This window comes from Phyllobacterium sp. SL163 (genome assembly GCF_049896885.1).
GTDB classification, from domain to species: Bacteria; Pseudomonadota; Alphaproteobacteria; order Rhizobiales; family Rhizobiaceae; genus Phyllobacterium; species Phyllobacterium calauticae.
The window spans coordinates 319,482-343,953 of record NZ_JAFCVE010000002.1; the positions used below are offsets into that span (position 1 = coordinate 319,482).

Below are 24,472 nucleotides of genomic sequence, written 5' to 3' on the forward strand. Positions count from 1 at the left end.
GTGCGCAGGCGGTTGTTACGGCCGGCTCCGGCGATTCAGCAGTTGGTGCAGGCTACGGCTTCCGCGCCCTGACGGATCCGGCCATAGATCATCTTGCCCATGACGACACCTGGACCGCTGGTGCCTATGGATGTGTTGACGGTGTCTTTCATTGTCCAGGCAACGAGCGGAATATAGGCAATGCTTGTTTCAACACGCACAAAGTTTGACGTGGGAATCTTCAGGTTGGGATCGATGGTGATGGTACTGCCCTTGGCATAGGGCGTTGAGATGGTTTGGCCCCGTTTGCGCTGCGACCAGGCAACCGTGGCGTTGCCGTTGGCGTCCACGTTGATGGATGTGATGGTGATTGTCGGCAGGTCGCGCCAATAGGGCAAGAGGATGGAAGTCCCGATTTCCATGATATCGGCGATCTTTTCCTTTGTGATGGATTGTTGCTGTGTCACCAGATCGCCCACCATTGCTCCGGCCCGCGCCAGCTTCTTGTTCACGTCGAATCCGTTGGTGATTTCAATGCTCCCGAGAAGAAGCATGATCATCACCGGCGCAATCAATGCAAATTCCAGTGCGGCAACTCCTCGGCGGTCTTTGCCGAACGCAGCCAGGATACGCTTGGAAGCGGCCACTTTTTCACGGATTCTTTTGAATGGCGGCATGGCGGGGGCCTTCGCGGAAGAAAACAGCTGATTGGTTGTTCGGCGCCGCATCAGAGGTACGGCTCATTTTGCCAGGTGGCGGTTGAGAACAGCAGGGTTTTCCCCTGGCTCTTTATGCTTGCGATACGGGTCTTCATCAAATCCGTCAGAATGGGCCAGCGATAGAAAATCCGCAGCTGATTGATCGTGCCAGCACCGCCCGGATTGACCTTCAAGGTGCTGACATCGACGTCATTGTTCGATGTGAGCGGGACTGTCGTAGGGACGGTCTTGAATGTCGCATAGGTCTGCAGGTCGACCACCAGATCGGGGCAGGGCGTCGCGGCCATGAGCAAGCGGGGACAAATCAGTGCTTTCAATTTTGTGGCGTCACTGACATCCGTTGTCCTCAATTGCCCGGTGCGCAGCTGGCGCGCAATATCATCGACCGTATTCGACATGACCTGCTCAGCGGTGAAGCTGAGGGTAACTTCGACAACGGCAAAGATCAGGAGAAAGAAGGGAAGGGCGATCAGGGCGAATTCAATGGCAACACTGCCGCGATTGTCTTTGCGAAAGCGTGTGAACAGTGGGCTTTTTCTTGTGGAGCGCGTGCGTTCCGGCAAATCGGAGTTTCCGCGTTCTTCACCTCTGACAGCTTCCTGCATCATCACTGGACCTTCTCCGTCTCCCCGCCACGGACAAAGCTCTATCAGGCAGATATTAGAATCTCGTGTGAAGGAACGTGCAAATTGTGATGAGTGAATTCACGCTTTCTCAACTGTGATGCTGGCCTCGCGGCAGGCCGGTCAGTTCCCGCCAATTTCCGCGTCTGACTTCTTTTCCGCAGCCGTCTTCTGGGATGTCTCGCAAAAGGGAGAACAGGAGAGTGTTTGCACAAAGGCGCGCCGGTAGACGCGCACAGTGTTGGCGACACTGCGGCTGACGAGAACCTGGTCGTCGACGATTGCTCCGCCTTCGGCGTCCATGATGACGATATTGGTCATGCCGAAGCCTTTCCCCGTCAGGACGACCGTTCGGGAATCCTTGACAACGGCATCCGCTATTTCAGGATCGCCAACCACAACGGTATCTGCGGGGCGCGCAAGCTTCAGCACGGTTGCCTGGTTCATGACCACGTGGATACCCGTGTCAGCATGGGCTTGCACGCTTCCGGACAGGGCAGCAGCGAGCATAAGTGCGATCATTGTTGCATGCTGACCGAAACGTCGTTGGCCGTTGTATCGAACCATGGGAGTGCCCTTCGCAAAATCGTTGAATGAACGATGCCGATGATTGGTGAAGGAAGACTTAAACCTGTGAACTTATCATTAAGTATAATTGTGACTGCTGCTCTGCCCGTGGTGGCACGGCGGTAGGACGTTTCGAAACGGGGGATTTTACGGTTCTCCTTCACCCTTTCGTAACGGTCTTTCTTAAGCTGAAAGCAATGCGCCAGCGATATTGTTCACGACATCACGTTACAGAGTTGGCGACCGTGCGCGGTTGCAGACATGCGGGGGAAAACATGATGTTCAATGCAAAGCGCCTCGCTCAGTCGGATGATAATATATTCACCGGTTTTCCCCGGAACAGGTCGGGTGCGACAGCCATAGAATACGCTTTGATTGCCGGTATCATCTCCGTTGGCATCGTTGCTGGCGCCGGTACGCTCGGAACCGCTGTAAAGGCAACCTATGATGGCTTCGCCACGACGGTGAGCAATGTCACCAAATGAGGGTCTTGCACGTGGGGATTGCGACATGCGGGATGGTTCTACCCCTCGGTTTGATGGAACGGCGCGATGATTGAAGCTGCAATACTGATCGTTTTCCCCTTCGCCATGGCCTTTGCAGCGACATCGGATCTTTTGTCGATGACGATCCAAAATCGTGTATCGCTTATTCTGCTTGTCGCCTTCGCCGTTCTGGCGCCCATGACCGGGATGCCTTGGGATATCTACGGACTGCATTTTGTCGCCGGGGCTGTCGTGCTTGCCTTCACATTCCTGCTGTTTGCGACGGGAACGATGGGTGGTGGTGATGCCAAGCTCATGACCGCGACAGCGGTCTGGATGGGGTGGAACATGGATCTGGCCGGCTATCTGCTTGTGATGTCGCTGCTCGGCGGCGCGCTCACCTTGGCGATCCTCAAGTATCGAAACTCGCACTTTGCCATTGTGTATTCAGGTCGTTTGGATTTCATGCATCGATTGGCACAGAAGAACGAAGGCGTTCCCTATGGTGTTGCCCTTGGCGCTGCCGGTCTCATCATGTTTCCGTCCTCACCCATGTGCGTCTGGGTCATAGACCGGTTGGCCCATGCCTGACGGCTTTCGATCGCCCAAGGGTTGATCAGCCAGTGAAACGGTGCCGCTTCGCGGGAGACGGCACAAACAGACGCCGGTGAGCGTCGTTTTTTGTCCTTTTAAGTAAACTGTTAACCATAATTACACGATTGCCAAGTCAAGGTGCAACCCAGGGTAAATTAGACAAAAGTCTATTGGGGTTCATCGATGCAAAAGGCACGCGTTGTTATTCTCGTCGTGGCGATTACAGCCGCCGGTGCGGCTGGCTATATCGCGACGAATATGAAGCCTGATGCGCCGGTTGTCGTGGAAACAGTTCCCCTGCCACAGATTGAATTACAGGATGTACTGGTCGCCACGGATGGGCTCGGCGTTGGTGCCGAAATGCGAAACCAGATGCGTTGGCAGCCCTGGCCGGTGTCCGCCCTGGCCGATGGCTACATCAAGCGCTCGGAACGCCCCAATGCCGAGGAAGAATTGCGCGGCTCCACCGTGCGGCTGCAGATATTCCCGGGAGAACCCATTCGGGAAGCAAAACTGATCGGCAAGGGCCAGAGTTTCATGTCCGCGCAATTGCCTTCCGGAATGCGCGCCGTGGCAACGCAGATTGCAGCGGATACGTCGGCCGGCGGTTTCATCCTGCCCAATGATTATGTCGACGTGATCATGATCCGGCAGATCGATGGAGAGCAGAAGCAGTTCGCGACAGAGACGATCCTGAGCAATGTCCGGGTTCTCGCCATCGACCAGACAATCCAGGAAGACGAAACAGGCCAGAAAAACAAGGTCGGTTCCACGGCAACGCTCGAGCTGACGCCGCAGCAGGCGGAGATATTGGCCGTGGCTCAGCAAATGGCGAGCCGCATGACATTGGTCCTGCGGTCCTTGCAGGATGCACAGGAGCCCACAGGTCCGGGAGCGGAATATCTCGTCAATTCACCCGGTCGGGCCGGGAACGTCAAGCTGATCAAATCCGGGACTGTCACTGAAATATTGGGGCGCAAATAAAATGGGTTTCGGAGCAATTTTCGGAATGGGTAGATCTGGCAATCGTGCGCACCGGCTTTGGAAAGCCGGACTTGTTGCTGTCGGCTGCTGCATCGCTCCCTTGCCAATCCAGACGGCCGCCGTAGCGCAGAGCAATGTGGTCAAGTTGAATCAGGGGCAGGGCGCGCCAAAGCGGATCAGTCTTGCGCTCAACAAGTCACTGGTGGTCGATCTTCCGGCCGACGCCTACGACATTCTTGTCGCTAATCCGACGGTGGCTGATGCCGTGACCCGCACGGCCCGCCGTATCTATCTATTCGGAAAGCAGGTCGGCCAGACCAATGTTTTCGTTTTTGGACCGAATGGCGAACAGCTGGCCAGTTTCGATCTGGTCATCGAGCGTGATGTTGCCGGGCTTGAGGGCAGTCTCAAGAAGTATATTCCGGATTCCGATATCAAGGTCGAACTCTTGAATGACAACGTTATCCTGACAGGCACGGTGCAGACGCCGCTCGATGCCAAGCGTGCCACGGATCTGGCAACCCTGTTGGTCACCGGCGGTGAAGCCACTACGGGCCAGTATCAACAGACCGCCACTGCCGGCGGCAATGGCAGTAGCAGCGTTATCATTGGTGACCAGAACGAAGCGCGGCAGAAGAGCAAGATCGTCAACCTTATCCAGATTGCCGGTGAAGATCAGGTGACGCTTAAGGTCACGGTTGCGGAAGTCAGCCGTTCCGTAATGAAGCAGCTGGGCGTCAACATGGTCGGGTCCACGAAATCCGACGGCATTCTGTTCGGCTCGGAGAATTTGGCTTCCCTTGTCGGGAAGGGGCTGAGCAGTTCCGGCGCGACCATTCCCATATCGATCGGTAGTGCGACGATCGACTCCTACATCAACGCCATGGAACTGGCCGGTGTGATGAAAACACTGGCCGAACCGACGCTGACGGCGATTTCGGGTGAAAAAGCCACGTTCCGCGTGGGTGGCGAATATAACATGATCAATGGCTCCGATGTCGATGACAAGGGAAAAATCACGTACAATATCGGAAAGATCGATTACGGCATCGGCCTTGAATTTGTGCCCGTGGTTCTTTCTCCGGGGCGTATCAGTCTCAAAGTGCGTACGTCCGTATCAGAACCAACCATGGAAGGGTCGGTTTCTCTGAGTATCGGTCAGACAAGGCCTTCGACCAACGTTATTTCCATCCGTAAACGCCTGGCCGACACGACCGTGGAGCTTCCCTCCGGCGGATCCATGATGATTGCTGGCTTGATGCGGGATGATGCGAGACAGGCTATTTCCGGTCTTCCCGGGCTCTCCAAAATCCCTGTCCTTGGTACGCTGTTCCGCAGCCGTGAATTCGTGCGCAACGAGACCGAACTTGTGATCATCGTCACACCCTATCTGGTGCGGCCGGTTGCCCGTAACGCCCTTGCCCGGCCCGACGACAATCTCAATCTTGCCAGCGATGCGGCCGGGATGTTCCTCGGAAAAGTCAACCGGGTCTATGGGACAAAAGCGGCCACCCCGCCCACCGGCCGGTATGAGGGTGTTGTCGGATACATCTACAAATGAGCAAGGACCCTGCCATGTCAGCCCTGAGGAAATTGAAACCGATGAAACCGGTGCTTGCGCTTCTCACTGTTGCTCTGCTTGCTGGATGCGCGGATCGCGGTACGACCGTTGGCAGCATCCCGGACGATTACCGGACCAACCATCCCATTGTCATCTCTGAAAAAGAGCAGGTTGCCGATATTCCGGTCGGTCATGCCGACAACAGGCTGTCGATCACCCAGCGCAGTATCGTTCAGAATGTTCTGACCAATTATCACGCCAACGGTTCGGGCGTCATTCACATACTTCTGCCGTCGGGTACGCCGAACGAGCGCGCGGCGGGCCGCCTGCGCGATGACATCGTCGCTGTGTTGCGCAGGAGCGGGGTAAAGCCGTTCAATATTTCCAGCGAGCGTTATCGGGCTGACTCGGCTGATTCTGCGCCGATCCGCCTATCCTACTCGGCAATGACGGCCTCGACCGGACCTTGCGGTCAGTGGCCCAAGGATCTCCTCGAAACGGCGGATAACAAGCATTATGCGAACTTTGGCTGTGCGAGCCAGAACAATCTGGCGGCGCAGATAGCCAATCCGGCGGATCTTCTCGGGCCAAGGGCGTCGACGACAATCGATGCAGAGCGTCGCGGCAAAGTTATCGATGCGTACAGAAATGCCACGCCGCCGCCCCCGATCTTCACGCAGGAAGTACAATATTAGTTGCTGAAAGAGACCTTTCGACAAAACGCGGAATGCTAAAATGAGCCAGTTGGCCTTTGAAACAGACGATCAATTCGGGGATGTCGAGGGCCGGCCGACCGGTACGGGGCTGCACGCCTTTCGGCCAATTCCCCGGATCTCGATACAGGCATTTTGCGAAAGCGACGCTGTTGCACAGCAGATATCGCGTGCAAGCGAAGATCGCCGCATGGCGAAGACCCACGCACAGCTTCACATGGGCGGAACAGCGACGGCTGTCGAACTCTTTCAGACGGTGCCGACGCCCAATCTGATCATTCTGGAATCATCGGCCGCGCCGCGTGACATGCTGGAACAGCTCGCCGCCCTGTCGGAGGTTTGCGATCCAAGCACCAAGGTGGTGGTCATAGGCCATTACAATGACGTTTGGCTTTACCGCGAGCTGATCCGCAATGGTATTTCTGAATATATGGTCGCGCCGGTCAATCTGGCCGATATCATTGGTGTGATTGGCGGTCTCTTTGTTGATCCCGACGCAAAGCCGCTGGGAAGCTCGATTGCATTCATCGGCGCCAAGGGCGGTGTCGGTGCCTCGACAATGGCGCATAATATCGCATGGTGCATCTCCTCGCTTTTCAAGAACGAGGTGGTCATCGCCGATATGGATCTGCCTTACGGCACCGCCAATATCAATTTTGACCAAGACCCGCCGCAAGGCATAGCGGAAGCAGTATTCTCGCCCGAACGCATCGATGATGTTTACCTCGACCGGCTCCTGGCGCAATGCGCCGAAAACCTGTCACTGCTTGCGGCGCCGTCGACCCTCGATCGCGTCTTCGATTTCCGCGAGGATTCCTTCGCCCATCTGATTGATGTGGCCCAAAGGTCCGTCCCGCACGTGATTCTGGATATTCCGCACACGTGGAACGGCTGGACCCGCACAACCCTAGCGCGTGCGGACGAGATCGTGATTGTAGCATCGCCAGAATTGGCCAATTTGCGCAACACAAAGAACCTGCTGGACACGTTGAAACAGCTTCGCCCCAATGACGGGCCGCCGCGCCTTATTCTCAATCAGGTCGGCATTCCCAAACGGCCGGAGATCGCACCCGCAGATTTCTGCAGCCCGCTGGGGATTGCCCCGATCGGCGTCATCCCTTTCGAACCCGCATTGTTCGGGAACGCGTCAAACAATGGGCGGATGCTTGCGGAGACCGATTCCTCCAATGCAATTGTCCAGAACATCAATGAGATTGCCCACATCCTGACGGGACGGCTGGAGCTGAAGGCCAAGAAGAAGCCGGTGCTTTCCACGGTCTTGTCCAAGCTGAAGCGCAAGAAATGAGACTGAAGGAATAGACCCATGTTCGGCAAACGCGGAAGTACGGGGGAAGGTCGCCCGGTCCAGGAGTTCCGGGCGCTTGCGCTTGAGACGGCGTTGCCCACGAATCATGCCTCGCTCGCCGCGGAACCGGCAAAGCTCCCTCGGGATATTGCTGAGGTCAAGCGTTTGGCGGTTGTCGAGCAGCCGCCAAAGCCGGCCGCACCACAGCGCGAAAAGAACGAGAGCTACTACGATACAAAATCGCAGGTTTTTACGGCCCTGATCGATACGATCGATCTCTCCCAGCTGTCCAAACTCGATCCGGACGTGGCGCGTGAGGAAATTCGCGATATCGTCAACGATATCATCGCCATCAAGAATTTTGCCATGTCGATTGCCGAGCAGGAAGAATTGCTCGACGATATCTGCAATGATGTTCTCGGTTATGGTCCGCTGGAGCCCTTGCTTGCCCGTGACGATATCGCCGACATCATGGTCAACGGGGCGCGCAAAACCTACATTGAAGTCCTTGGCAAGGTCCAGGAATCGGGGGTCCGTTTCCGCGACAATCAGCAGCTGCTGAACATCTGCCAACGCATTGTCAGCCAGGTTGGCCGCCGCGTCGATGAATCCAGCCCCATATGCGATGCGCGTCTTCCGGATGGCTCGCGCGTGAATGTCATTGCACCGCCCCTTGCACTCGACGGGCCGGTTCTCACAATCCGCAAGTTCAAGAAAGACAAACTGACCCTTGATCAGTTGGTACGCCTGGGAGCGATCTCGCCACCCGGTGCCGAACTGCTTCAGATTATCGGACGTGTGCGCTGCAATATTGTTATTTCCGGCGGCACGGGTTCGGGCAAGACCACGCTTTTGAACTGCCTGACCAATTATATCGACCGGGATGAGCGCATTATTACCTGCGAGGATTCGGCCGAGCTTCAGCTCCAGCAGCCGCATGTGGTGCGCCTTGAAACGCGCCCTGCCAATCTGGAGGGGGAAGGTGAGATCACCATGCGTGATCTGGTCAAGAATTGCCTGCGCATGCGTCCTGAACGGATCATCGTCGGTGAAGTCCGCGGACCGGAAGTGTTCGACCTTCTGTCGGCCATGAACACCGGTCATGACGGGTCGATGGGCACCATCCACGCCAACAGCCCGCGGGAATGCCTCAACCGCATGGAATCCATGATCGCCATGGGCGGATTTGCCCTACCTCAGCGCACGGTGCGGGAGATCATTGTCGGTTCTGTCGATGTCATCATCCAGGCTGCCCGTCTGCGCGACGGTTCGCGCCGCATCACGCACGTGACCGAAGTTGTCGGCATGGAAGGGGATGTCATCATCACGCAGGACCTCATGCTTTACGATATCGAGGGCGAAGATGCGAATGGCCGGCTTATTGGAAAACATGTCTCGACCGGCATAAGCCGGCCGAAATTCTGGGATCGTGCCCGTTATTACAATGAGGAGCACAGGCTCGCCAAAGCCATCGATACAATGGAATTGCAGTCATGATGCACACCGCACGGCGGGAGACCCATTATGTTCGGGCTTGATCTTGAACAACTCACCTTCGTGTTGCTCGCAACGACTGCGGTTGCTGCGCTCGCCTATTTCTTCGTTTTCGACAACATTGAACAGCAGAAAAAGTCAGATGAACGGCTGAAATCAGTCAAGCTGGCCGCGATCGACGGTTTGAGCAAATCAACAGCCAGGGACAAGCAGGTTGAAGCAACAAGGCGCCGCAAATCGGTACAAGACACGCTGAACGATATCGACCAGCGGCAGAAACTGCGTGACAAGAACATCAAGTCTCCGCCGCTGAAAATGCTGCTGCAACAAGCGGGCATGAAGGTGACCGTAAAGCGGTTCTACATTTATTCAGGCATCGTCGGGTTGCTGCTGGTTGTGCTCCGCACGTTCTTCGGCGCCCCGCTTTATCTGGCGCCAGGTTTTTTCCTGATTGGTGCCTTGGGGTTGCCGCGTGCATTCGTCTATTTCAGGCGGCGGCGGCGCGTGGCGGCTTTCCTGCATGAATTTCCCAATTCCATCGATGTCATTGTTCGCGCCATTCGATCCGGTCTACCGCTCAATGACGGTATTCGATTGATCGCGCAGGAAGCCCATGAGCCGGTTCGCACCGAGTTTCGCCGGATTGTGGATATGCAACAGGTTGGGGTGAGTATTCCGGAGGCGGCCATGCGGATGTCGGAATACATGCCCTGTCCGGAAGCAAGCTTCTTCGGCATCGTCATTCAGATTCAATCGCAGGCAGGCGGTAACTTGTCGGAAGCACTTGGCAATCTTTCCAGAGTGTTGCGGGACCGGAAGAAAATGAAGGCAAAGGTTCAGGCCCTGTCGATGGAAGCCAAGGCGTCCGCCTATATCATCGGCGCCTTGCCTTTCGTGGTTGCATGCCTCGTCTACTTGTCCAGTCCTCACTACATCATGGTTCTGTTCACAACCGATATGGGCAACATGATCATAATATGTGCCGGGATATGGATGTCGATTGGCATCGCCGTGATGCGCAAAATGATCAACTTCAAGTTCTGAGCGGAGTAAGCGCGGTGTTCTCTTCCCTTCTCAAAGCGGTGCAGGACAATCCGGACACGGTCCGGACCGTCCTTGTTGCAATCTCAGCCTTTGCAACGGTGGTAACGGTTTTCCTGCCAAAGCTTCGCACTTCTGTGTTGAAGACGCGGATGAAATCCGTCGCGCTGGAGCGTGACCAGCTGCGCGCCAAGGATCGAACCCGCCTTGCCACGGAAAGTATCAGCCGCCACAAGGCCGCGTCGCAGGGTAGCCTGCGCATGGTGCAGAGGCAGGGCGTTCGCCAGTTCGTGGAAAAGCTCGACCTGCAACGGGCGCTTGCCGATGAAAAAACACTGGCATCCCTGCGAACGGCCGGGTTTCGCGGACAGAATGCTTTGAATCTGTTCTTGGCGGCGCGCTTCGGTCTGCCATTCCTGACACTCAGCCTGACTGCATTTTGGGTGTTCGGCATGAATGGCCTGATACAATACCCGACGATGGTCCGAATACTCGTCTGTCTCATCGGCGGTTATGCCGGCTTTTACGCGCCCAATCTTTATGTGAGCAATGCAGGCAGCAAGCGCAAACACTCGATCCAGATGGCGTGGCCGGACTCGCTCGATCTCATGCTGATCTGCGTTGAATCCGGTATGTCCATCGAAGCTGCCTTCAAGAAAGTCTCCGAGGAGATCGGAGTCCAGTCGACCGCCCTGGCGGAAGAGTTCGTCCTGACGAACGCCGAATTGTCCTTCCTGCCCGAGCGGCGGCAGGCCTACGAAAACCTTGCCATGCGGACGGGGCTTGAGTCGGTCAAGGCCGTGGTTCAGGCACTGACGCAGTCGGAGCGTTACGGTACGTCCATTGGTGGCGCATTGCGTGTCTTGTCTGATGAAAGCCGCGAAGCCCGACTGAACGCGGCGGAAAAGAAGGCGGCAGCCCTGCCGCCCAAACTGACAGTTCCGATGATCCTGTTTCTTCTGCCCGTGCTTTTTGCCGTTATTCTCGGGCCCGCTGTGATCCAGGTCTCGGCGCAGGGCGGGCTCTTCGGGACGGCCCTTAAATAAGATCAAATAGGATTGAGGCCTGCCCGCAATCCGAGAGAAAGGGCCGCCTGATCCCAGCGGCCTTTTTCCTGCTTGATCAGCTGTTGGGCTTCTTCTTGTCTTTCAGCATCGTCCAGGAGTTCTGCTGGGCGAGCATGGATCGCAGATATTTGACGTTGGCTTCCGCCTGCTGCGGTGAAAGCTCCTGCTTCGCAATCGTTTCCGCTTCGGGAAACCGTCCCTGAAGTCCGACCACGAGCGCCAGATTCTGCCGGACGCGGCTGTCGGCACCCTGTGCGTTGACCGCTCTGCGCATGTAGGTTTCGGCTGTATTCAATTCGCCTGACAGCACATACGACATCCCCAGATTGGAAAGCAGCGATGCCTCGTTCGGATTGAGGTCCATGGCCCGCTTGTAGATGTCACGGGCTTCGGTGGTTTTGCCGAGTTGGTCGAGGATCGCAGCTTCAGCGGAAAGCAGTTTCCAATCCGGATATTCAGGCGTCTGGGCGCGGCGAACTGCATCAAGCGCCGCTTCGAATTCACCGCTGCTTGCCAATGCCTTGCCGTAAGCGGCCAGAACCTCGCGGTCCTTCGGATAGGCGATAGCAAGGCTGCGCATGACTGCAAGCGCCTGATCGTTTCGCCCCATCATGCGCAGCACCGCAGCAAAATTCATGGCTGTGGCTTTGTCTTTCGGGTTGCTCTGATACCGCGCTCCCAGGCTGGTTGAGGCCTGCGCAAGCTGCTGCGCGTTCATATGGTCAAAATTGCCCGTGGGACTTGCTGTCGATGCTGCTGGCGCAATGGAGCCGGTGGTTGTCTTGTCGGTGGTGGCGCAGCCAGAAATGCTCATTGCAAGGGCAGCCACGGTCACGGAAAAAATGAGCCGGCGGTTGCGTTGAATAATCCCTGCGCTTGTCATAGTTTGCCCCGTCAGATCCCAGCGCACATCCATTGGTGCGTTAACCAATCCCATGTGAAAGAAATATTCTGTTAACCCTAACGGACCGTTAATGACGCCGCCTTTGCCGGCGCAAAAGCAGAAAATTGACACCAGGAGCAAACGATCATGCCTGCCGAAATCACCAAACAAAAATCATCGGATAGCAAGCCTGTCTGGTTCGTGGCGAAGGGCGGGCTGGAAGCGCTTGGACTTGATCCGGCAGCACTTGCCTGGGCCAGGGCAAACGGGTTCGAAGGGCAGGCCGGCCGGCTGCTGGTTGTTCCCGGCGAAAACGGCCAGATCGCCGGCGCATTGCTCGGAACCGGCAAGGATGACAATCCTCTGGCGGCAGGCAAACTCGCGCAGGCTTTGCCGAAAGGCGCCTGGCATCTGGCAGGCCCTGTCAGCGCGCCTGATCTGGCCGCTCTCGGCTTCCTGCTCGGTGGTTACAAGTTCACCCGGTACACGAAGAAGGATGATGCGGAGGTCGCGCTGATGCTGCCGGAAGGCGCTGATAAGGCCGATGTGAAGCGGCAGGCGAGGGCGGTGACGCTCGCGCGTGACCTCATCAATACACCAACCAATGATATGGGTCCGGAGGCGCTGGAAGCCGCTGTGCGCAAAGTGGGCGATGAGCACAAGGCGTCTGTCATCGTGATCAAGGGCGATGCGCTGCTCAAGAAGAATTTTCCGATGATCCATGCCGTCGGCCGTGCCGGTAGCGAGGAGCCGAGGCTGATCGATCTGGAATGGGGCAAGAAGGATGCTCCGAAGGTAACCCTGGTGGGCAAGGGCGTCTGCTTCGATACCGGCGGTCTTGATATCAAGCCCGCCAGCAGCATGCTTCTGATGAAAAAGGACATGGGCGGTGCCGCCAACGTTTTGGCCCTTGCGAGCATCATCATGGATGCGAAACTGCCGGTCCGCTTGCGCGTCCTCATTCCTGCGGTCGAGAACTCCATCTCTGCCAACGCATTCCGTCCGAGCGATATTCTGACGAGCCGCAAGGGCATCACCGTCGAGATCGGCAACACCGATGCGGAGGGACGCCTCGTCCTCGCCGACGCACTGGCATTGGCCGATGAGGAAGAGCCGGAAATCCTGATCGACATGGCGACACTGACGGGCGCAGCGCGTGTTGCGCTTGGTCCGGATGTGCCACCCTTTTATGCGACCGATGAGAGCTTTGCGGCCGATGTGGCCAAGGCGTCCGAAGCCGTGGCCGATCCCGTCTGGCGCATGCCGTTGTGGCAGCCCTACGAAGCAAGGCTTTCATCCCGCGTGGCCGACATCAACAATGTGACGACCGATGGCTTTGCCGGATCGGTGACAGCGGCACTGTTCCTGAAGCGTTTTGTCGAGAAGACCAGGATCTGGGGCCATTTCGATATCTATGGCTGGAACCCGGTGGAGAAGCCGCATTCTCCCGTTGGCGGGGAAGCACAGGCCATCAGGGCGCTTTACCATGTGTTGAAGACGCGTTTCCCGGCTGGGAAGTAACGGGGATTTGCCAGTCTGTGTCCGGCCGAGAAGCCGCCGACCGATTATGACCGCTTGCACTTCGCACCGCGAGGAATAAAATGATACGGAACCGAAATGATCTCGGAAGCCGTTCATGCAGATTGAGTTGAAGCCGTTTCAGGCGCTGACATTGTGGAAGGAAATTGCCGTCTCCGAAGTACGGGATGATGCGCATGACCTGACGATGCGGCAATTGGCGGTGCTGCTGACGGTTTATCTGGAGCCGCCGCCGCACACGATTCGTGGTATGGCTGCCAAGCTGAAGGTGACGAAGCCGGTGATTACCCGCGCGCTAGATACAATGGGTGGTTATGGATTGGTGGACCGGCATCGTGATGAAAAAGACAAGCGCAACGTTCTCGTCAAGAGAACGGTAAAAGGTGCGCTCTATGTTGAAAAGCTCGGCGATCTCGTCATCGCCAAGGCAAGAGGATTACCCCTGTGACATTGGACAAACGGTTGAACGCGTTCCGCCCCGATCTGGCAGACGAAAGCCTGCGTGGGCAGGTAGAGGCGGAGCACTTCGTGGAAGGCAAGCCCATGCGCATTGCCGATCCGGTCGTTGATGTGCGTGGCGCAGCACGCGGCGATGCCGGTGTAACCACACAGTTCCTGTTCGGCGATGACGTCCTGGTGTTCGAAGACAGCAATGGCTGGTGCTGGGTGCAGAACGAGCGGGACGGATATGTCGGCTATGTCGTCGATAAGGCGCTGGACAAGCGCTATGACGAGCCGACGCATATCGTCATCGCACCGCGCACGTTTGTCTATCCGGGATCTGACCTGAAGTTCCCGCCAACCAATGCACTGTCCATGGGATCGCTCGTCACGATAAAGGGCGGCGAGGAACGCCGCGGAACGCTCTACGGCATTCTGCCAAGCGGCGAGGCCGTCATTGCCAAGCATCTCGTTCCGATCGATGAAGTCACCGACGATCACGTGGCGGTTGCCGAGACCCTGATGCACACGCCTTATCTGTGGGGCGGCGTGTCCGGTTTCGGAATTGATTGCTCCGGTCTGGTCCAGTTGTCGCTGCTGATGACCGGTCAGTCCGTCTTGCGCGATTCCGACATGCAGGCTGATACGATCGGCGATGCGATCGAGCCGGATGCAAATTACAACAATCTGAAGCGCGGTGATTTTGTTTTCTGGAAGGGCCATGCCGCGATGATGGCCAGCCATTCCATGCTGCTGCACGCAAGCGGTCATACGATGAGTGTGACACTTGAGCCTCTGCACGATGCCATCGAACGCATTGCCTATCTCTATGGCAAGCCGACAGCGGTGCGGCGGCTCTAGTCAAATAACCCCTCTGTTCGATGGAACAGAGGGGTTATCATTTGCTTTGCTTGTCTGGATTCAAGCCGCCGATAGTTCAGCCACGTGCTGGAATGTGCGGATGATCTGCAGGCAGGCGCGCGCCGCTTCCTGTCCTTTGACCAGGAAATGCCTGGTGAAGAAGTCGATATGCTGGGCGGTTTCCTGGAAATGATGCGGTGTCAGCACGGCTGACAGCATGGGAACGCCGGTCTCCATCTGGGCGGTGAGAAGCGCACTCACCACAGTTCCGGCGACGAAATCGTGCCGGTAAATGCCGCCATCGACGACGAGACCGGTTGCGACAATCGCGTCGTACTGGCCGGTTTCGGCGAGCTTCTTGGCCAGCAGGGGAATGTCGAACGATCCCGGCACATCATAGACGTCAAACCGTCCGGCAGTGACACCCTGACTTTTGAGTTCGCCTTCAAAGCCGATACGGCATTGATCGACGATTTCCGAATGCCATCGCGCCTGGATGAAGGCGATGCGCGGGGCGAAATGTGGGGTATTGTTATTCTGAAACTGATCCATGTCGGTCTCCTCAAGAGTTGACGTGAATCAGGGCACAACCAAAAACGGTCAGGGACTGCCGGAAAGGCAGCCCTTGCTTTCAGTTGTTCTCTTTCATCCGGACTATACCGTCGGCTTCGGAATTGCACCGAAATCTGCTGACCTTTCCGGCAAACCGGAAAGCGCTCGCGGGCTCGCACCTGACATCTTTCGACACCCAGTGATTACCGCCGGTGGGGAATTGCACCCCGCCCTGAGAACACTTGCGCGGGCAATCTATCCGAAGGTTCTGGGCTGTCAAAGCCAAATTTTTCTAATACTGGGCTTTCCGGTCGACAATATTTTTAAGCGGCTCGCCGCGCTCGAAGGATTCGATCTGGGCGACGATCTCCGGAACCAGCGCCGACGGGCTGGAGCTTGCGGCCGCATGCGGGGTGATGATGACCTGCGGATGCGTCCATAACGGGCTGTCTTTCGGCAGGGGCTCCCTGTTGAACACATCAAGCGTGACAGCCGACAGCATGCCGCGTTCCAGCGCGGCCAGGATATCCGCCTCGTTCTGCAACCCGCCGCGACCGGCATTGATGAGAATCGGCGCGCCGAGCGGCCCGTCCGCCTTCATCTGGGCAAAAAGGCTCATTGACAGGATACCTTTGGTCTCCGGTGTCAGCGGCAGCAACGAAACGATGATATCCGCATCCTTCAGAAAATCCTTCAGGCCATCACTGCCAAAATGGCTGGTCACGCCTTCGACGCTTTGGGGACGGCGGCTCCAGCCGCTGACCTTGAATCCCAGCATTCGCAACTTCAAGGCCGCATCCCGGCCGAGAACGCCCATGCCGAGTATGCCGACATTGACCTCATGTGCCGCCGGCTGGCGCCGGTCCTCATGCCAGACCTTGCCGGTCTGCTGCTGCCGGTAGCGCAGGCCGAGGCGGTGGTGATCCAGCACCTGCCAGACCACATATTCCGTCATCCGCATCGTCAGATCAGGGGATACGATGCGCACGATGGGCACATCGGGAATCCTGTCATCATGGAAGACGTGATCCACACCGGCGCCCAATGAGAAAATGACTTCGAGGTTCGGCAGGTCCGCGAGGGAACCGGGGCGCTGTTTCCACACCAGTGCGTAGCGAACCTTTTCCTTGTCCGTATCGGTGTTCAGGACAAGTTTGCGCTGCGGGGCGTTCATGGCAAACTCCGATAGCCAGACCTCCGGGTCCCATCCCGTTACAGCCAGAAAAATCGTGTCGCTTGTCCCGGTCATTCGCTTACTGCTCCCTGTTCCGCCGTTTCTATCCTGAAGGCCGCTGCCATCAGTGCTTTTGTATAATCGCTCTTCGGATTGGCGAAGATCTCCTCCGACGGGCCATATTCAACCGCTTTGCCATTGCGCATGACAAGCACGTCATTGGCCAGCGCTTTCACCACCTTGAGATCGTGGCTGATGAAAAGATAGGCCAGATTGTGCTTTTGCTGCAATCCGCGCAAGAGGTCGACCACCTGCGCCTGCACGCTCATGTCGAGCGCCGAGGTCGGCTCGTCCAGCATGACGAAGCGCGGGTTGAGCACCATGGCCCTGGCAATGGCAATGCGCTGGCGCTGGCCGCCGGAAAATTCATGCGGATAGCGGAAGCGGTTCTCCGGATCGAGGTTGACCTCCTTGAGTGCGGCAACGACGCGTGCATCCCGCTCGTCCGCCGACAGTTTCGGCTCGTGCACAGCAAGGCCCTCGGCCACGATATCGGCAATCGACATGCGCGGCGACAGCGAGCCGAATGGGTCCTGGAACACGATCTGCAACTCGCGCCGCAGCGGCCGCATCTGTTTGAAGGAAAACTGGTTGATGTCCTTCTCGCCGAAGCGGATGACACCTTGAGAAGAAATCATGCGCGACAACGCAAGCCCGAGCGTGGTCTTGCCCGAGCCGGATTCGCCGACAACGCCAAGCGTCTGTCCGGCGCGGATAGTCACATCGATGCCATCGACTGCCTTCACATGATCGACAGTCCGCCGCAGGAAACCCTGCTTGATCGGGAACCAGACCTTCACCTGTTCGCCGCGCATGACGGGCGCGGCGGACAGATCGGCGGAGGGGGGATTGCCTTTGGGTTCGGCGGCAAGCAGATGGCGCGTATATTCATGCTGCGGATTGTCGAAGATTTGCCTGGTGGGGCCGGTTTCGACGATTTTACCCTTGGTCATGACGCAGACGCGATCAGCAATCTTGCGGACAATGCCAAGATCATGCGTGATGAACAGCATGGACATGCCCTGCGCCTTCTTGAGGTCGGCAAGCAGTTGCAGGATCTGTGCCTGCACGGTCACATCGAGCGCGGTGGTCGGCTCATCGGCAATCAGCAGCTTCGGCTTGTTGGCGAGCGCCATGGCAATCATCACACGCTGACGCTGCCCGCCGGAGAGCTGGTGCGGATAGGCATCGAGGCGCTTTTCCGGTTCGCGGATGCCCACTTCGTGCAGAAGCGCAAGCGTGCGTTGCCTCGCCGGTTTGTCGGCCATGCCCTGGTGCAGTTTAAGGACTTCGACAATCTGCTTCTCGATCGTATGAAGCGGATTGAGCGAGGTCATCGGCTCCTGGAAGATCATGGTGATGTCGTTGCCGCGCACACGCCGCAGATCGTTCTCGTCGCTGTCCAGAAGGTCCTGTCCATTGAACAGGATCTGACCGGAGGGGTGCGAGGCCGGCGGGTAGGGCAGAAGCTTCAGGATCGACAGGGCCGAGACCGACTTCCCGGAACCGGATTCGCCGACAAGCGCAACCGTCTCGCCCTGAGCGATGTCGAACGAGACATGATCGACGGCAATCGACTGGCGGCCGTTCTGGGTGAAGGCAACCGAGAGATCACGGACGGAAAGGAGGGGAGACGCACTCATTTGAAAGCCTTGCGCGGATCGAATGCGTCACGGGTTGCCTCACCGACGAAGATCAGCAGCGACAGCATCAGCGAGATGACGACGAAACCGGTCAGGCCAAGCCATGGTGCCTGCAGGTTGTTCTTGCCCTGGGCCAGGAGTTCGCCGAGCGAGGCAGAGCCCGGCGGCAGCCCGAAACCGAGAAAATCGAGCGAGGTGAGCGTCGTGATCGATCCGTTGAGGATGAAGGGCAGGAAGGTGAGCGTGGTCACCATGGCGTTGGGCAGAAGGTGACGGAACATGATTGTCCGGTCACGCACGCCAAGTGCACGCGCGGCATTCACATATTCGAAATTGCGGGCCCGCAGGAATTCAGCGCGGACGATGCCGACAAAATGCACCCACGAGAACAGCAGCATGATGCACAGCAGGATCCAGAAGCCGGGCGGCAGGATCGAAGCCATGATCAGGAGAAGGTAGAGCGTGGGTACCGAAGACCAGATTTCGATGAAGCGCTGCGCCAGAAGATCGAGCCAGCCGCCGAAATAGCCCTGCATGGCGCCGGCCGTCACCCCGATAACGGCAGACGCTGCCGTCAGGATCAGTCCGAACAGCACGGAAATGCGGAAACCATAGAGCGCCCGGGCAAACACGTCGCGCGCCTGATCATCCGTGCCCAGAATGTTCATGTTGCCGAACGTGCAGTTGGCGTCGTTCACACCCTGCGGATAGCGGGCGCAACGCTGCTCTGCCGAATAGAGCCAGAAGGGTTTTGATGGCGCCGTATCGGGAAGCTCGTTGTTGACGGTGCGGTAGGAATAGCGGATCGGCGGCCAGATGGCCCAGCCATTGGCATTGATCTCGTCCTGGATCACGGGATCGCGATAGTCGGTCACCGCATAAAAGCCGTTGAACTTCTCCTCGGGATAATCGACGAGAACGGGAAAGAGAATCTCGCCCTTGTAGGAAACAAGGATCGGCCGGTCATTGGCAATGAACTCGCCGAACAGCGAGCCAATGAACAGGAACAGGAACAGCCACAGGGCCCACCAGCCGCGGCGGTTGGCCTTGAAGTTCTGCCAGCGCCGGGCATTAAGCGGCGACAGCCGCGGGCGCCGAACGGCAACGGGTGAGGGCTGGGTGCCAATGCTTGTATCGGTCATCAGACGTCCCTCCGCTCGAAGTCGATGCGCGGGTCGATCCATGTATAGAGAAGATCGGACAGGAGACTGACGACGACGCCGACAAGGGCGAAAATATAGACCGTGGCGATCACCACCGGATAGTCGCGGTTGATGATCGATTCATAGCCAAGCAACCCCAGTCCATCCAGCGAGAAAATCGCCTCGATCAGCAACTGACCGGTGAAGAAGATCGAAATGAAGGCGCTGGGAAAACCGGCAATGACGATGAGCATGGCATTGCGGAACACATGTCCATAGAGAATCTTGCGCTCGGTCAGGCCCTTGGCTCGCGCCGTGGTGACATATTGCTTGCGGATTTCATCGAGGAACGAATTCTTGGTCAGAAGGGTTGTCGTGGCGAAGGCCGACAGCAGCATGGCCGTCAGCGGCAGGGCAATGTGCCAGGCATAATCGACGATCTTGCCGAAGAACGAGAGCTCGGCGAAATTGTTGGACGTCAAACCGCGCAGCGGGAACCAGTCGAAGAACGAACCGCCGGCAAAAAACACGATCAGCATGATGCCGAAGAGGAATCCCGGTATCGCATAGCCAACCACGACAACGGCGCTGGTCCACACGTCGAAGGCAGAACCGTCCTTGATGGCCTTGCGAATGCCGAGCGGAATGGAAATGGCATAGGATATCAGTGTCATCCATAGGCCCAGCGATATCGAGACCGGCAGTTTCTCCTTGATGAGTTGCACGACGCTGATATCGCGGAAATAGCTGTTGCCGAAATCGAAGCGCAGGTAGTTCCATACCAGGATACGGAACCGCTCGAGCGGCGGCTTGTCCAGGCCAAACTGCTTTTCGAGGCTGGCTATGAAAGCGGGATCGAGGCCTTGAGCGCCGCGATATTTCGAGTTGGCCGTACCAAGGCCGAGCGATTCATGGCTCTGACCAAAATCAGCACCGCCGCCACCGATGCGGTCAAGCGCGTTGCCGCCCTGTCCGGTGAGCTGGCCGATAATGCGCTGGACCGGACCGCCGGGGACGAACTGTACAATCACGAAGCAGACAAGCAGGACTCCGAACAGGGTCGGTATCATCAGAAGCAAACGCCGTAGAATATAGGCTCCCATTAAGACGGTGCTCCAGGAGATATCATTTTAAATCTTGCCAATTGCCTTTGCCTTTGCTTCGTCAAGCCACCAGAGCGTTTCAACCGGAAAGCCATAATCGGGTTTGGGCTCCTTGAAGCCGAACATATCCCAATAGGCGATGAGGTGATTCGCACTGTACCAATTTGGAATCCAGTCACGCCTTATACGCAAGAGCCGATCCAGAACACGCATAATCGTGACCAGTTCTGCCCGTGACTTCACGTCACCGACTTTCTGGATCAGCGCATCGATCACCGGATCCGCAATGCCTGCAAAATTGGTCGATCCGGGCATGGCAGCCGATTTGGAGCCAAAGATGGACTGCAGGCTCTCCTGTGTCGGCGTGGAACCAAGGGAGTAGGCAGCGCCCATCATATCGAAATCAAAGTCCTGCAGCCTGACCTGATACTGCGCCGGATCGACCAGTCGCAGGGTGGCATTGATGCCGATGGCGTTCAGATTGTTGATGAAAGGTGCCGAGGAGCGCGTGAAGACTTCCGCCTGGATCAACATTTCCAGGTTGAGCGGTCTGCCGCCGGCATCGACGAATTTGCCGTTCTGCCGCGTATAACCCGCTGCGGTGATCAATTCGATCGCGCGGCGCAGATTGTTTCTGTCGCGCCCCGAACCATCCGATACGGGTTGCAGGACCGCATCGCCGAAAATCTCCGGCGGCAGCCTGTCGCGCAGCGGCTCGATAATGGCCAGCTCTTCGGCGGAGGGTTTGCCTTCAGCGCGAAATTCCGATTTCTCAAACAGTGATTGCGAGCGTTTGTAGACATCATAAAACAGGTTCTTGCTGGTCCACTCGAAATCAAAACACAGGGCGATGGCTTCGCGTATCCGAGGATCGCGGAACTGTTGCCGGCGCTGGTTTAGCGCCCAGGCCTGCATCACCGGCCGCTTTTCACTGGAGAATTCGCGTTTGACGACACGCTTCTGCTGAATGGCCGGGAAATTGTATTCGGTCGCCCATGTCTTCGCGACGGATTCGGAGCGCCAGTAAATATCGCCCTTCTTGAAGGATTCGAAATCCGGTTGCCGGTCGCGAAAGAACTCGATGCGGATGCGGTCAAAATGGTTGGAGCCGCGTTGCACCGGCAAATCCTTTGCCCAGTAATCGGCAACGCGCTCGTATTCAATCGTTTGACCGGCAAGGATCATGCCCGCGCGATAGGCTCCCGAGCCGAGAGGCGCTTCCAGCGTCGATGCGCCGAAATCGCGCGTGGCGTACCATGCCTTGGAAAAGACCGGTATCCCTGCTGCAATGTCGAGAATGGCGCGGCCGGAATGCTTGCCGGAAAAGGTCAGCCGCAACGTGTGGTCATCCTCGGCGATAATTTCGGTGAGTTCCGCCATCATCACCACGAGATCGGGATGCCCCTTTGTCTTGAGCGTCTCATAGCTGAACACCGCATCGTGGGCCGTCAGGGGGGAACCGTCATGAAAACGCGCTTGCGGGCGCAACTTGAAAATGAACGTCCGCTTGTCCGGGGAAACCGTAACGCTTTCAGCAACCAGCCCATAAATGGAATCGGGCTCGTCCAGCGCCGATGTCATCAAGGAATCAAAGCACAATTCCACACGTGGCGGTGCATCGCCGCGTGCACCGAAACCATTCAGTGTGTTGAATGTCTGCGTCGACTGGTTGAAATACCATGTCGGCGGCGAGAAGCAGAACGTACCACCCTTCGGCGCATCGGGATTGGTGTATTCGAAATGCGTGAAATCCTTCGGATATTTGAGCTCGCCAAAGGCGGAAAGACCATGCAGCGGAACATCCGTCTTCACATCCGCCAGTGCCAGACGCGGAGTGAGGGCTGACAGAGCCGCCGCACTGGAGTATTTCAGCAGATCGCGGCGATTGAGACGCCCGGCCATCATTGCGCGTGGGCTTTCAGAGCTTGCTCCTTGGCAGGGTCAATCCACCAGGAAAGCGGGTCGACACCGATATAGTCCGGTTGTTTTTCGGGCATGCCGAACTTGTTCCAGTAGGCGATCTTGACCCTGTCGTCGTACCACTGCGGAACAACATAGTAATTCCACAGCAGAACCCGGTCGAGTGCCCGTGTTGCCGCGACGAGTTCCTCGCGATCCTTGGCAAAGATCACCTTGTCTATCAGTTTATCTATGGCCGGATTTTTGATACCCATGTAATTGCGTCCACCAGGCGTATCGGCGGTGCTGGATCCCCAGAATTCGCGCTGCTCGTTCCCCGGCGACAGTGTTTGTCCGATCCCGGCAATCGCCATTACGTCATAATCATAATCATTGACCCTGGCCGCATATTGGGCTGCATCGACAGCACGTATCTGCGCATCTATGCCAAGCTTGCGCAGATTCGTCATGAACGGTCCGATCGTACGTTCGTTGCCCGGATCGTCCGCCAGAAATTCGATGGTTAGGGGTTGGCCAGTCGCTGTATTGACGAGTTTTCCATTTTTCTGATCATAACCGGCCTCCCGCAAAAGCGTGACGGCCTTGCGCAAATTATCGCGTTGCGCCTGTGTCGTGTCAGAAACCGGGTTCTTGAATTCCTCGTTGAAAACCCCTACCGGTACTTCACCTTTAACCGCTTGAAGAATCTCCAGTTCTTTACCTGTCGGGACGCCGCTCGATGCGAGTTCCGTGCCGGAGAAATAACTGTCTATTCGCTTGTATTGACCGAAAAATGCATTCTTGCTCATGGATTCAAAGTCGAAGGCGAAATTCAAGGCTTCGCGTACCCTGATATCCTTGAATTTGTCGCGGCGTGTGTTCAGGAGAAATCCTTGCATGCGACCGGACGACCGCTGTGGATACACGGCCTTGACGACGTCACCCCGGGTGAATGCCGGGAAATCATAGCCACGCATCCAGCGGCCGATGCTCGGCTCGCCGCGGTAATCCTGGAATCCCCCCTTCTTGAAGGCTTCCCACATGGCGTTTGCGTCCCGGAAATACTCATAGCGAATACGATCGAAATTATTGCGCCCGACATTTGTGGGGAGATCTTTACCCCAGTAATCGGCTACCCGGCTCCATACGATAGTCTTGCCGAAGTCGACGCTTTCGATTTTATAGGCGGCTGAACCCAGAGGAATTTCCGTCGTGGGCTTGGTGATGTCGCGCTTCTTGCCGGATTGATCGGTGCCTTCCCACCAGTGCTTTGGCAAGATGGGAAACTCGCCGACAATGCTGGGCAACTCACGGTTCCCGCCGCTCGCAAACGTGAAGGTAACCTCTCGGTCCCCGGTCTTCTCGGCCTTTGTCACATCATGATAATACTTGTTGTAGATCGGGCTTTGCGCTTTCAGCGTGTCGAACGACCAGATGACGTCATCGACGGTGATGGGTTGTCCATCATGCCATTTTGCAGCGGGGTTGAGGCGGAACTTCACCCAGGAAAAATCATCAGGGTAAGCAACTGCTTCTGCGAGAAGACCGTAATTTGTTGCCGGTTCGTCAAGCGCCCGGCTGAGAAGCGTATCGTAGAGATATCCACCCAGGATAGTTCCGCCCGGAAGCCCCGCCGCAGACGTTCCCTGGACGACGAAGGGGTTGAGGCTGTCGAATGAACCTTGAGCAATTTGATTCAAGGTTCCGCCTTTGGGCGCATCGGGATTCACAAAATCGAAATGCTTGAAGTCCGGCCCGTATTTCGGCTTGCCCAGAGCGCTGACCGCCGTCCGCCATTCAGCATCCGCAGCCCGTGCATTGGATAGGGGAATCACGGCTGTCATGGCAAGGAGCGCGAGGCTGGCAACGAGCGGACGGAATTGCAAATCAGATCTCCACGGTTCTCTTTTTTGGTCAGTCTAAGAGAAAATGCGGCGGAGAACAGACCTTCGGCAAAAAAACACGCAGTCTTGATGGGATCAGGCTGACGGATACAAAAAAGCCGGGCACTGGACCCGGCTTTCCCTTGGAATTGACGGCTG

At 57.1% G+C, this 24,472-nt stretch carries 23 protein-coding genes and 1 riboswitch; of the genes, 12 read left to right on the forward strand and 11 right to left on the reverse strand.

Annotated features, from left to right (window positions below; all coding sequences use genetic code 11):
• Positions 1 to 35: 35 nt before the first annotated feature.
• From ACP7B1_RS05125 to ACP7B1_RS05135, 3 genes are all read right to left on the reverse strand, one after another.
• Positions 36 to 656: a TadE/TadG family type IV pilus assembly protein gene (locus tag ACP7B1_RS05125; protein WP_346306221.1), complete on the reverse strand. Its 621-nt coding sequence runs from the start codon at positions 654 to 656 to the stop codon at positions 36 to 38.
• A 50-nt stretch (positions 657 to 706) separates the two neighbouring features.
• Positions 707 to 1,306 carry a TadE/TadG family type IV pilus assembly protein gene (locus tag ACP7B1_RS05130; RefSeq protein WP_346306220.1) on the reverse strand — a complete coding sequence of 200 codons (600 nt, stop codon included), beginning with the start codon at positions 1,304 to 1,306 and terminating at the stop codon, positions 707 to 709.
• A gap of 138 nt (positions 1,307 to 1,444) precedes the next feature.
• Positions 1,445 to 1,843, reverse strand: coding sequence for a pilus assembly protein N-terminal domain-containing protein (locus ACP7B1_RS05135; RefSeq protein WP_223612024.1), 399 nt, complete (start codon positions 1,841 to 1,843; stop codon positions 1,445 to 1,447).
• A 320-nt stretch (positions 1,844 to 2,163) separates the two neighbouring features.
• Here ACP7B1_RS05135 and ACP7B1_RS05140 point away from each other — a divergent pair, with 320 nt between their 5' ends.
• The 9 genes from ACP7B1_RS05140 (at position 2,164) to ACP7B1_RS05180 (ending at position 11,112) form a co-directional block, all read left to right on the forward strand.
• Positions 2,164 to 2,373: a Flp family type IVb pilin gene (locus tag ACP7B1_RS05140; protein WP_346306219.1), complete on the forward strand. Its 210-nt coding sequence runs from the start codon at positions 2,164 to 2,166 to the stop codon at positions 2,371 to 2,373.
• A 66-nt stretch (positions 2,374 to 2,439) separates the two neighbouring features.
• Entirely contained in the window at positions 2,440 to 2,964 is a 525-nt protein-coding gene (locus tag ACP7B1_RS05145) for an A24 family peptidase (RefSeq protein WP_403169649.1), read from the forward strand.
• 186 nt (positions 2,965 to 3,150) lie between these two features.
• The gene (gene cpaB, locus ACP7B1_RS05150) at positions 3,151 to 3,951 is read left to right on the forward strand and encodes a Flp pilus assembly protein CpaB (protein ID WP_346306263.1); all 801 of its coding nucleotides are present in this window, start codon (positions 3,151 to 3,153) and stop codon (positions 3,949 to 3,951) included.
• A 25-nt stretch (positions 3,952 to 3,976) separates the two neighbouring features.
• On the forward strand, positions 3,977 to 5,512 hold the full coding sequence (locus ACP7B1_RS05155; protein WP_426136658.1) for a type II and III secretion system protein family protein: 1,536 nt from the start codon (positions 3,977 to 3,979) through the stop codon (positions 5,510 to 5,512).
• 41 nt (positions 5,513 to 5,553) lie between these two features.
• Positions 5,554 to 6,207, forward strand: a complete 654-nt coding sequence (locus ACP7B1_RS05160; protein ID WP_346306261.1) for a CpaD family pilus assembly protein — start codon at positions 5,554 to 5,556, stop codon at positions 6,205 to 6,207.
• Between the two features lie 40 nt (positions 6,208 to 6,247).
• A complete protein-coding gene (locus ACP7B1_RS05165; RefSeq protein WP_346306260.1) occupies positions 6,248 to 7,531 on the forward strand; it encodes a CpaE family protein in 1,284 nt (427 codons plus the stop codon).
• 18 nt (positions 7,532 to 7,549) lie between these two features.
• Positions 7,550 to 9,028, forward strand: a complete 1,479-nt coding sequence (locus tag ACP7B1_RS05170; RefSeq protein WP_223612013.1) for a CpaF family protein — start codon at positions 7,550 to 7,552, stop codon at positions 9,026 to 9,028.
• A 27-nt stretch (positions 9,029 to 9,055) separates the two neighbouring features.
• Complete coding sequence (locus ACP7B1_RS05175; protein WP_223612011.1) at positions 9,056 to 10,069, forward strand: type II secretion system F family protein; 1,014 nt, start codon at positions 9,056 to 9,058, stop codon at positions 10,067 to 10,069.
• Positions 10,070 to 10,083: 14 nt separating this feature from the next.
• On the forward strand, positions 10,084 to 11,112 hold the full coding sequence (locus ACP7B1_RS05180) for a type II secretion system F family protein (RefSeq protein WP_346306259.1): 1,029 nt from the start codon (positions 10,084 to 10,086) through the stop codon (positions 11,110 to 11,112).
• A gap of 76 nt (positions 11,113 to 11,188) precedes the next feature.
• On the opposite strand, the gene ACP7B1_RS05185 is transcribed toward ACP7B1_RS05180, so the two are convergent.
• Complete coding sequence (locus ACP7B1_RS05185) at positions 11,189 to 12,016, reverse strand: tetratricopeptide repeat protein (protein WP_346306267.1); 828 nt, start codon at positions 12,014 to 12,016, stop codon at positions 11,189 to 11,191.
• Positions 12,017 to 12,163: 147 nt separating this feature from the next.
• Between ACP7B1_RS05185 and ACP7B1_RS05190 the strand changes: the two genes are divergently transcribed.
• The 3 genes from ACP7B1_RS05190 (at position 12,164) to ACP7B1_RS05200 (ending at position 14,857) form a co-directional block, all read left to right on the forward strand.
• Positions 12,164 to 13,537 carry a leucyl aminopeptidase family protein gene (locus ACP7B1_RS05190; protein ID WP_346306258.1) on the forward strand — a complete coding sequence of 458 codons (1,374 nt, stop codon included), beginning with the start codon at positions 12,164 to 12,166 and terminating at the stop codon, positions 13,535 to 13,537.
• Positions 13,538 to 13,652: 115 nt separating this feature from the next.
• The gene (locus tag ACP7B1_RS05195; protein WP_105736645.1) at positions 13,653 to 14,003 is read left to right on the forward strand and encodes a MarR family transcriptional regulator; all 351 of its coding nucleotides are present in this window, start codon (positions 13,653 to 13,655) and stop codon (positions 14,001 to 14,003) included.
• On the forward strand, positions 13,991 to 14,857 hold the full coding sequence (locus ACP7B1_RS05200) for an NlpC/P60 family protein (RefSeq protein WP_346306266.1): 867 nt from the start codon (positions 13,991 to 13,993) through the stop codon (positions 14,855 to 14,857). The genes ACP7B1_RS05195 and ACP7B1_RS05200 overlap by 13 nt, the downstream gene beginning before the upstream one ends.
• Positions 14,858 to 14,917: 60 nt before the next feature.
• On the opposite strand, the gene ACP7B1_RS05205 is transcribed toward ACP7B1_RS05200, so the two are convergent.
• The 7 genes from ACP7B1_RS05205 to ACP7B1_RS05235 all read right to left on the reverse strand — a co-directional run bounded on the left by ACP7B1_RS05205 (position 14,918) and on the right by ACP7B1_RS05235 (position 24,274).
• On the reverse strand, positions 14,918 to 15,409 hold the full coding sequence (locus ACP7B1_RS05205; protein ID WP_346306257.1) for a 6,7-dimethyl-8-ribityllumazine synthase: 492 nt from the start codon (positions 15,407 to 15,409) through the stop codon (positions 14,918 to 14,920).
• Positions 15,410 to 15,490: 81 nt separating this feature from the next.
• A riboswitch (FMN riboswitch) is annotated at positions 15,491 to 15,653 on the reverse strand.
• A gap of 48 nt (positions 15,654 to 15,701) precedes the next feature.
• Positions 15,702 to 16,658 carry a 2-hydroxyacid dehydrogenase gene (locus ACP7B1_RS05210; RefSeq protein WP_346306256.1) on the reverse strand — a complete coding sequence of 319 codons (957 nt, stop codon included), beginning with the start codon at positions 16,656 to 16,658 and terminating at the stop codon, positions 15,702 to 15,704.
• Complete coding sequence (locus ACP7B1_RS05215) at positions 16,655 to 18,286, reverse strand: ABC transporter ATP-binding protein (RefSeq protein WP_346306255.1); 1,632 nt, start codon at positions 18,284 to 18,286, stop codon at positions 16,655 to 16,657. Before ACP7B1_RS05215 ends, ACP7B1_RS05210 begins: the two co-directional genes overlap by 4 nt.
• Positions 18,283 to 19,428: an ABC transporter permease gene (locus tag ACP7B1_RS05220; protein ID WP_403169669.1), complete on the reverse strand. Its 1,146-nt coding sequence runs from the start codon at positions 19,426 to 19,428 to the stop codon at positions 18,283 to 18,285. Before ACP7B1_RS05220 ends, ACP7B1_RS05215 begins: the two co-directional genes overlap by 4 nt.
• Entirely contained in the window at positions 19,428 to 20,531 is a 1,104-nt protein-coding gene (locus tag ACP7B1_RS05225; RefSeq protein WP_223612000.1) for a microcin C ABC transporter permease YejB, read from the reverse strand. Before ACP7B1_RS05225 ends, ACP7B1_RS05220 begins: the two co-directional genes overlap by 1 nt.
• 27 nt (positions 20,532 to 20,558) lie before the next feature.
• On the reverse strand, positions 20,559 to 22,433 hold the full coding sequence (locus ACP7B1_RS05230; RefSeq protein WP_426136789.1) for an extracellular solute-binding protein: 1,875 nt from the start codon (positions 22,431 to 22,433) through the stop codon (positions 20,559 to 20,561).
• The gene (locus ACP7B1_RS05235; RefSeq protein ID WP_346306265.1) at positions 22,433 to 24,274 is read right to left on the reverse strand and encodes an extracellular solute-binding protein; all 1,842 of its coding nucleotides are present in this window, start codon (positions 24,272 to 24,274) and stop codon (positions 22,433 to 22,435) included. Before ACP7B1_RS05235 ends, ACP7B1_RS05230 begins: the two co-directional genes overlap by 1 nt.
• Positions 24,275 to 24,472: the final 198 nt, after the last annotated feature.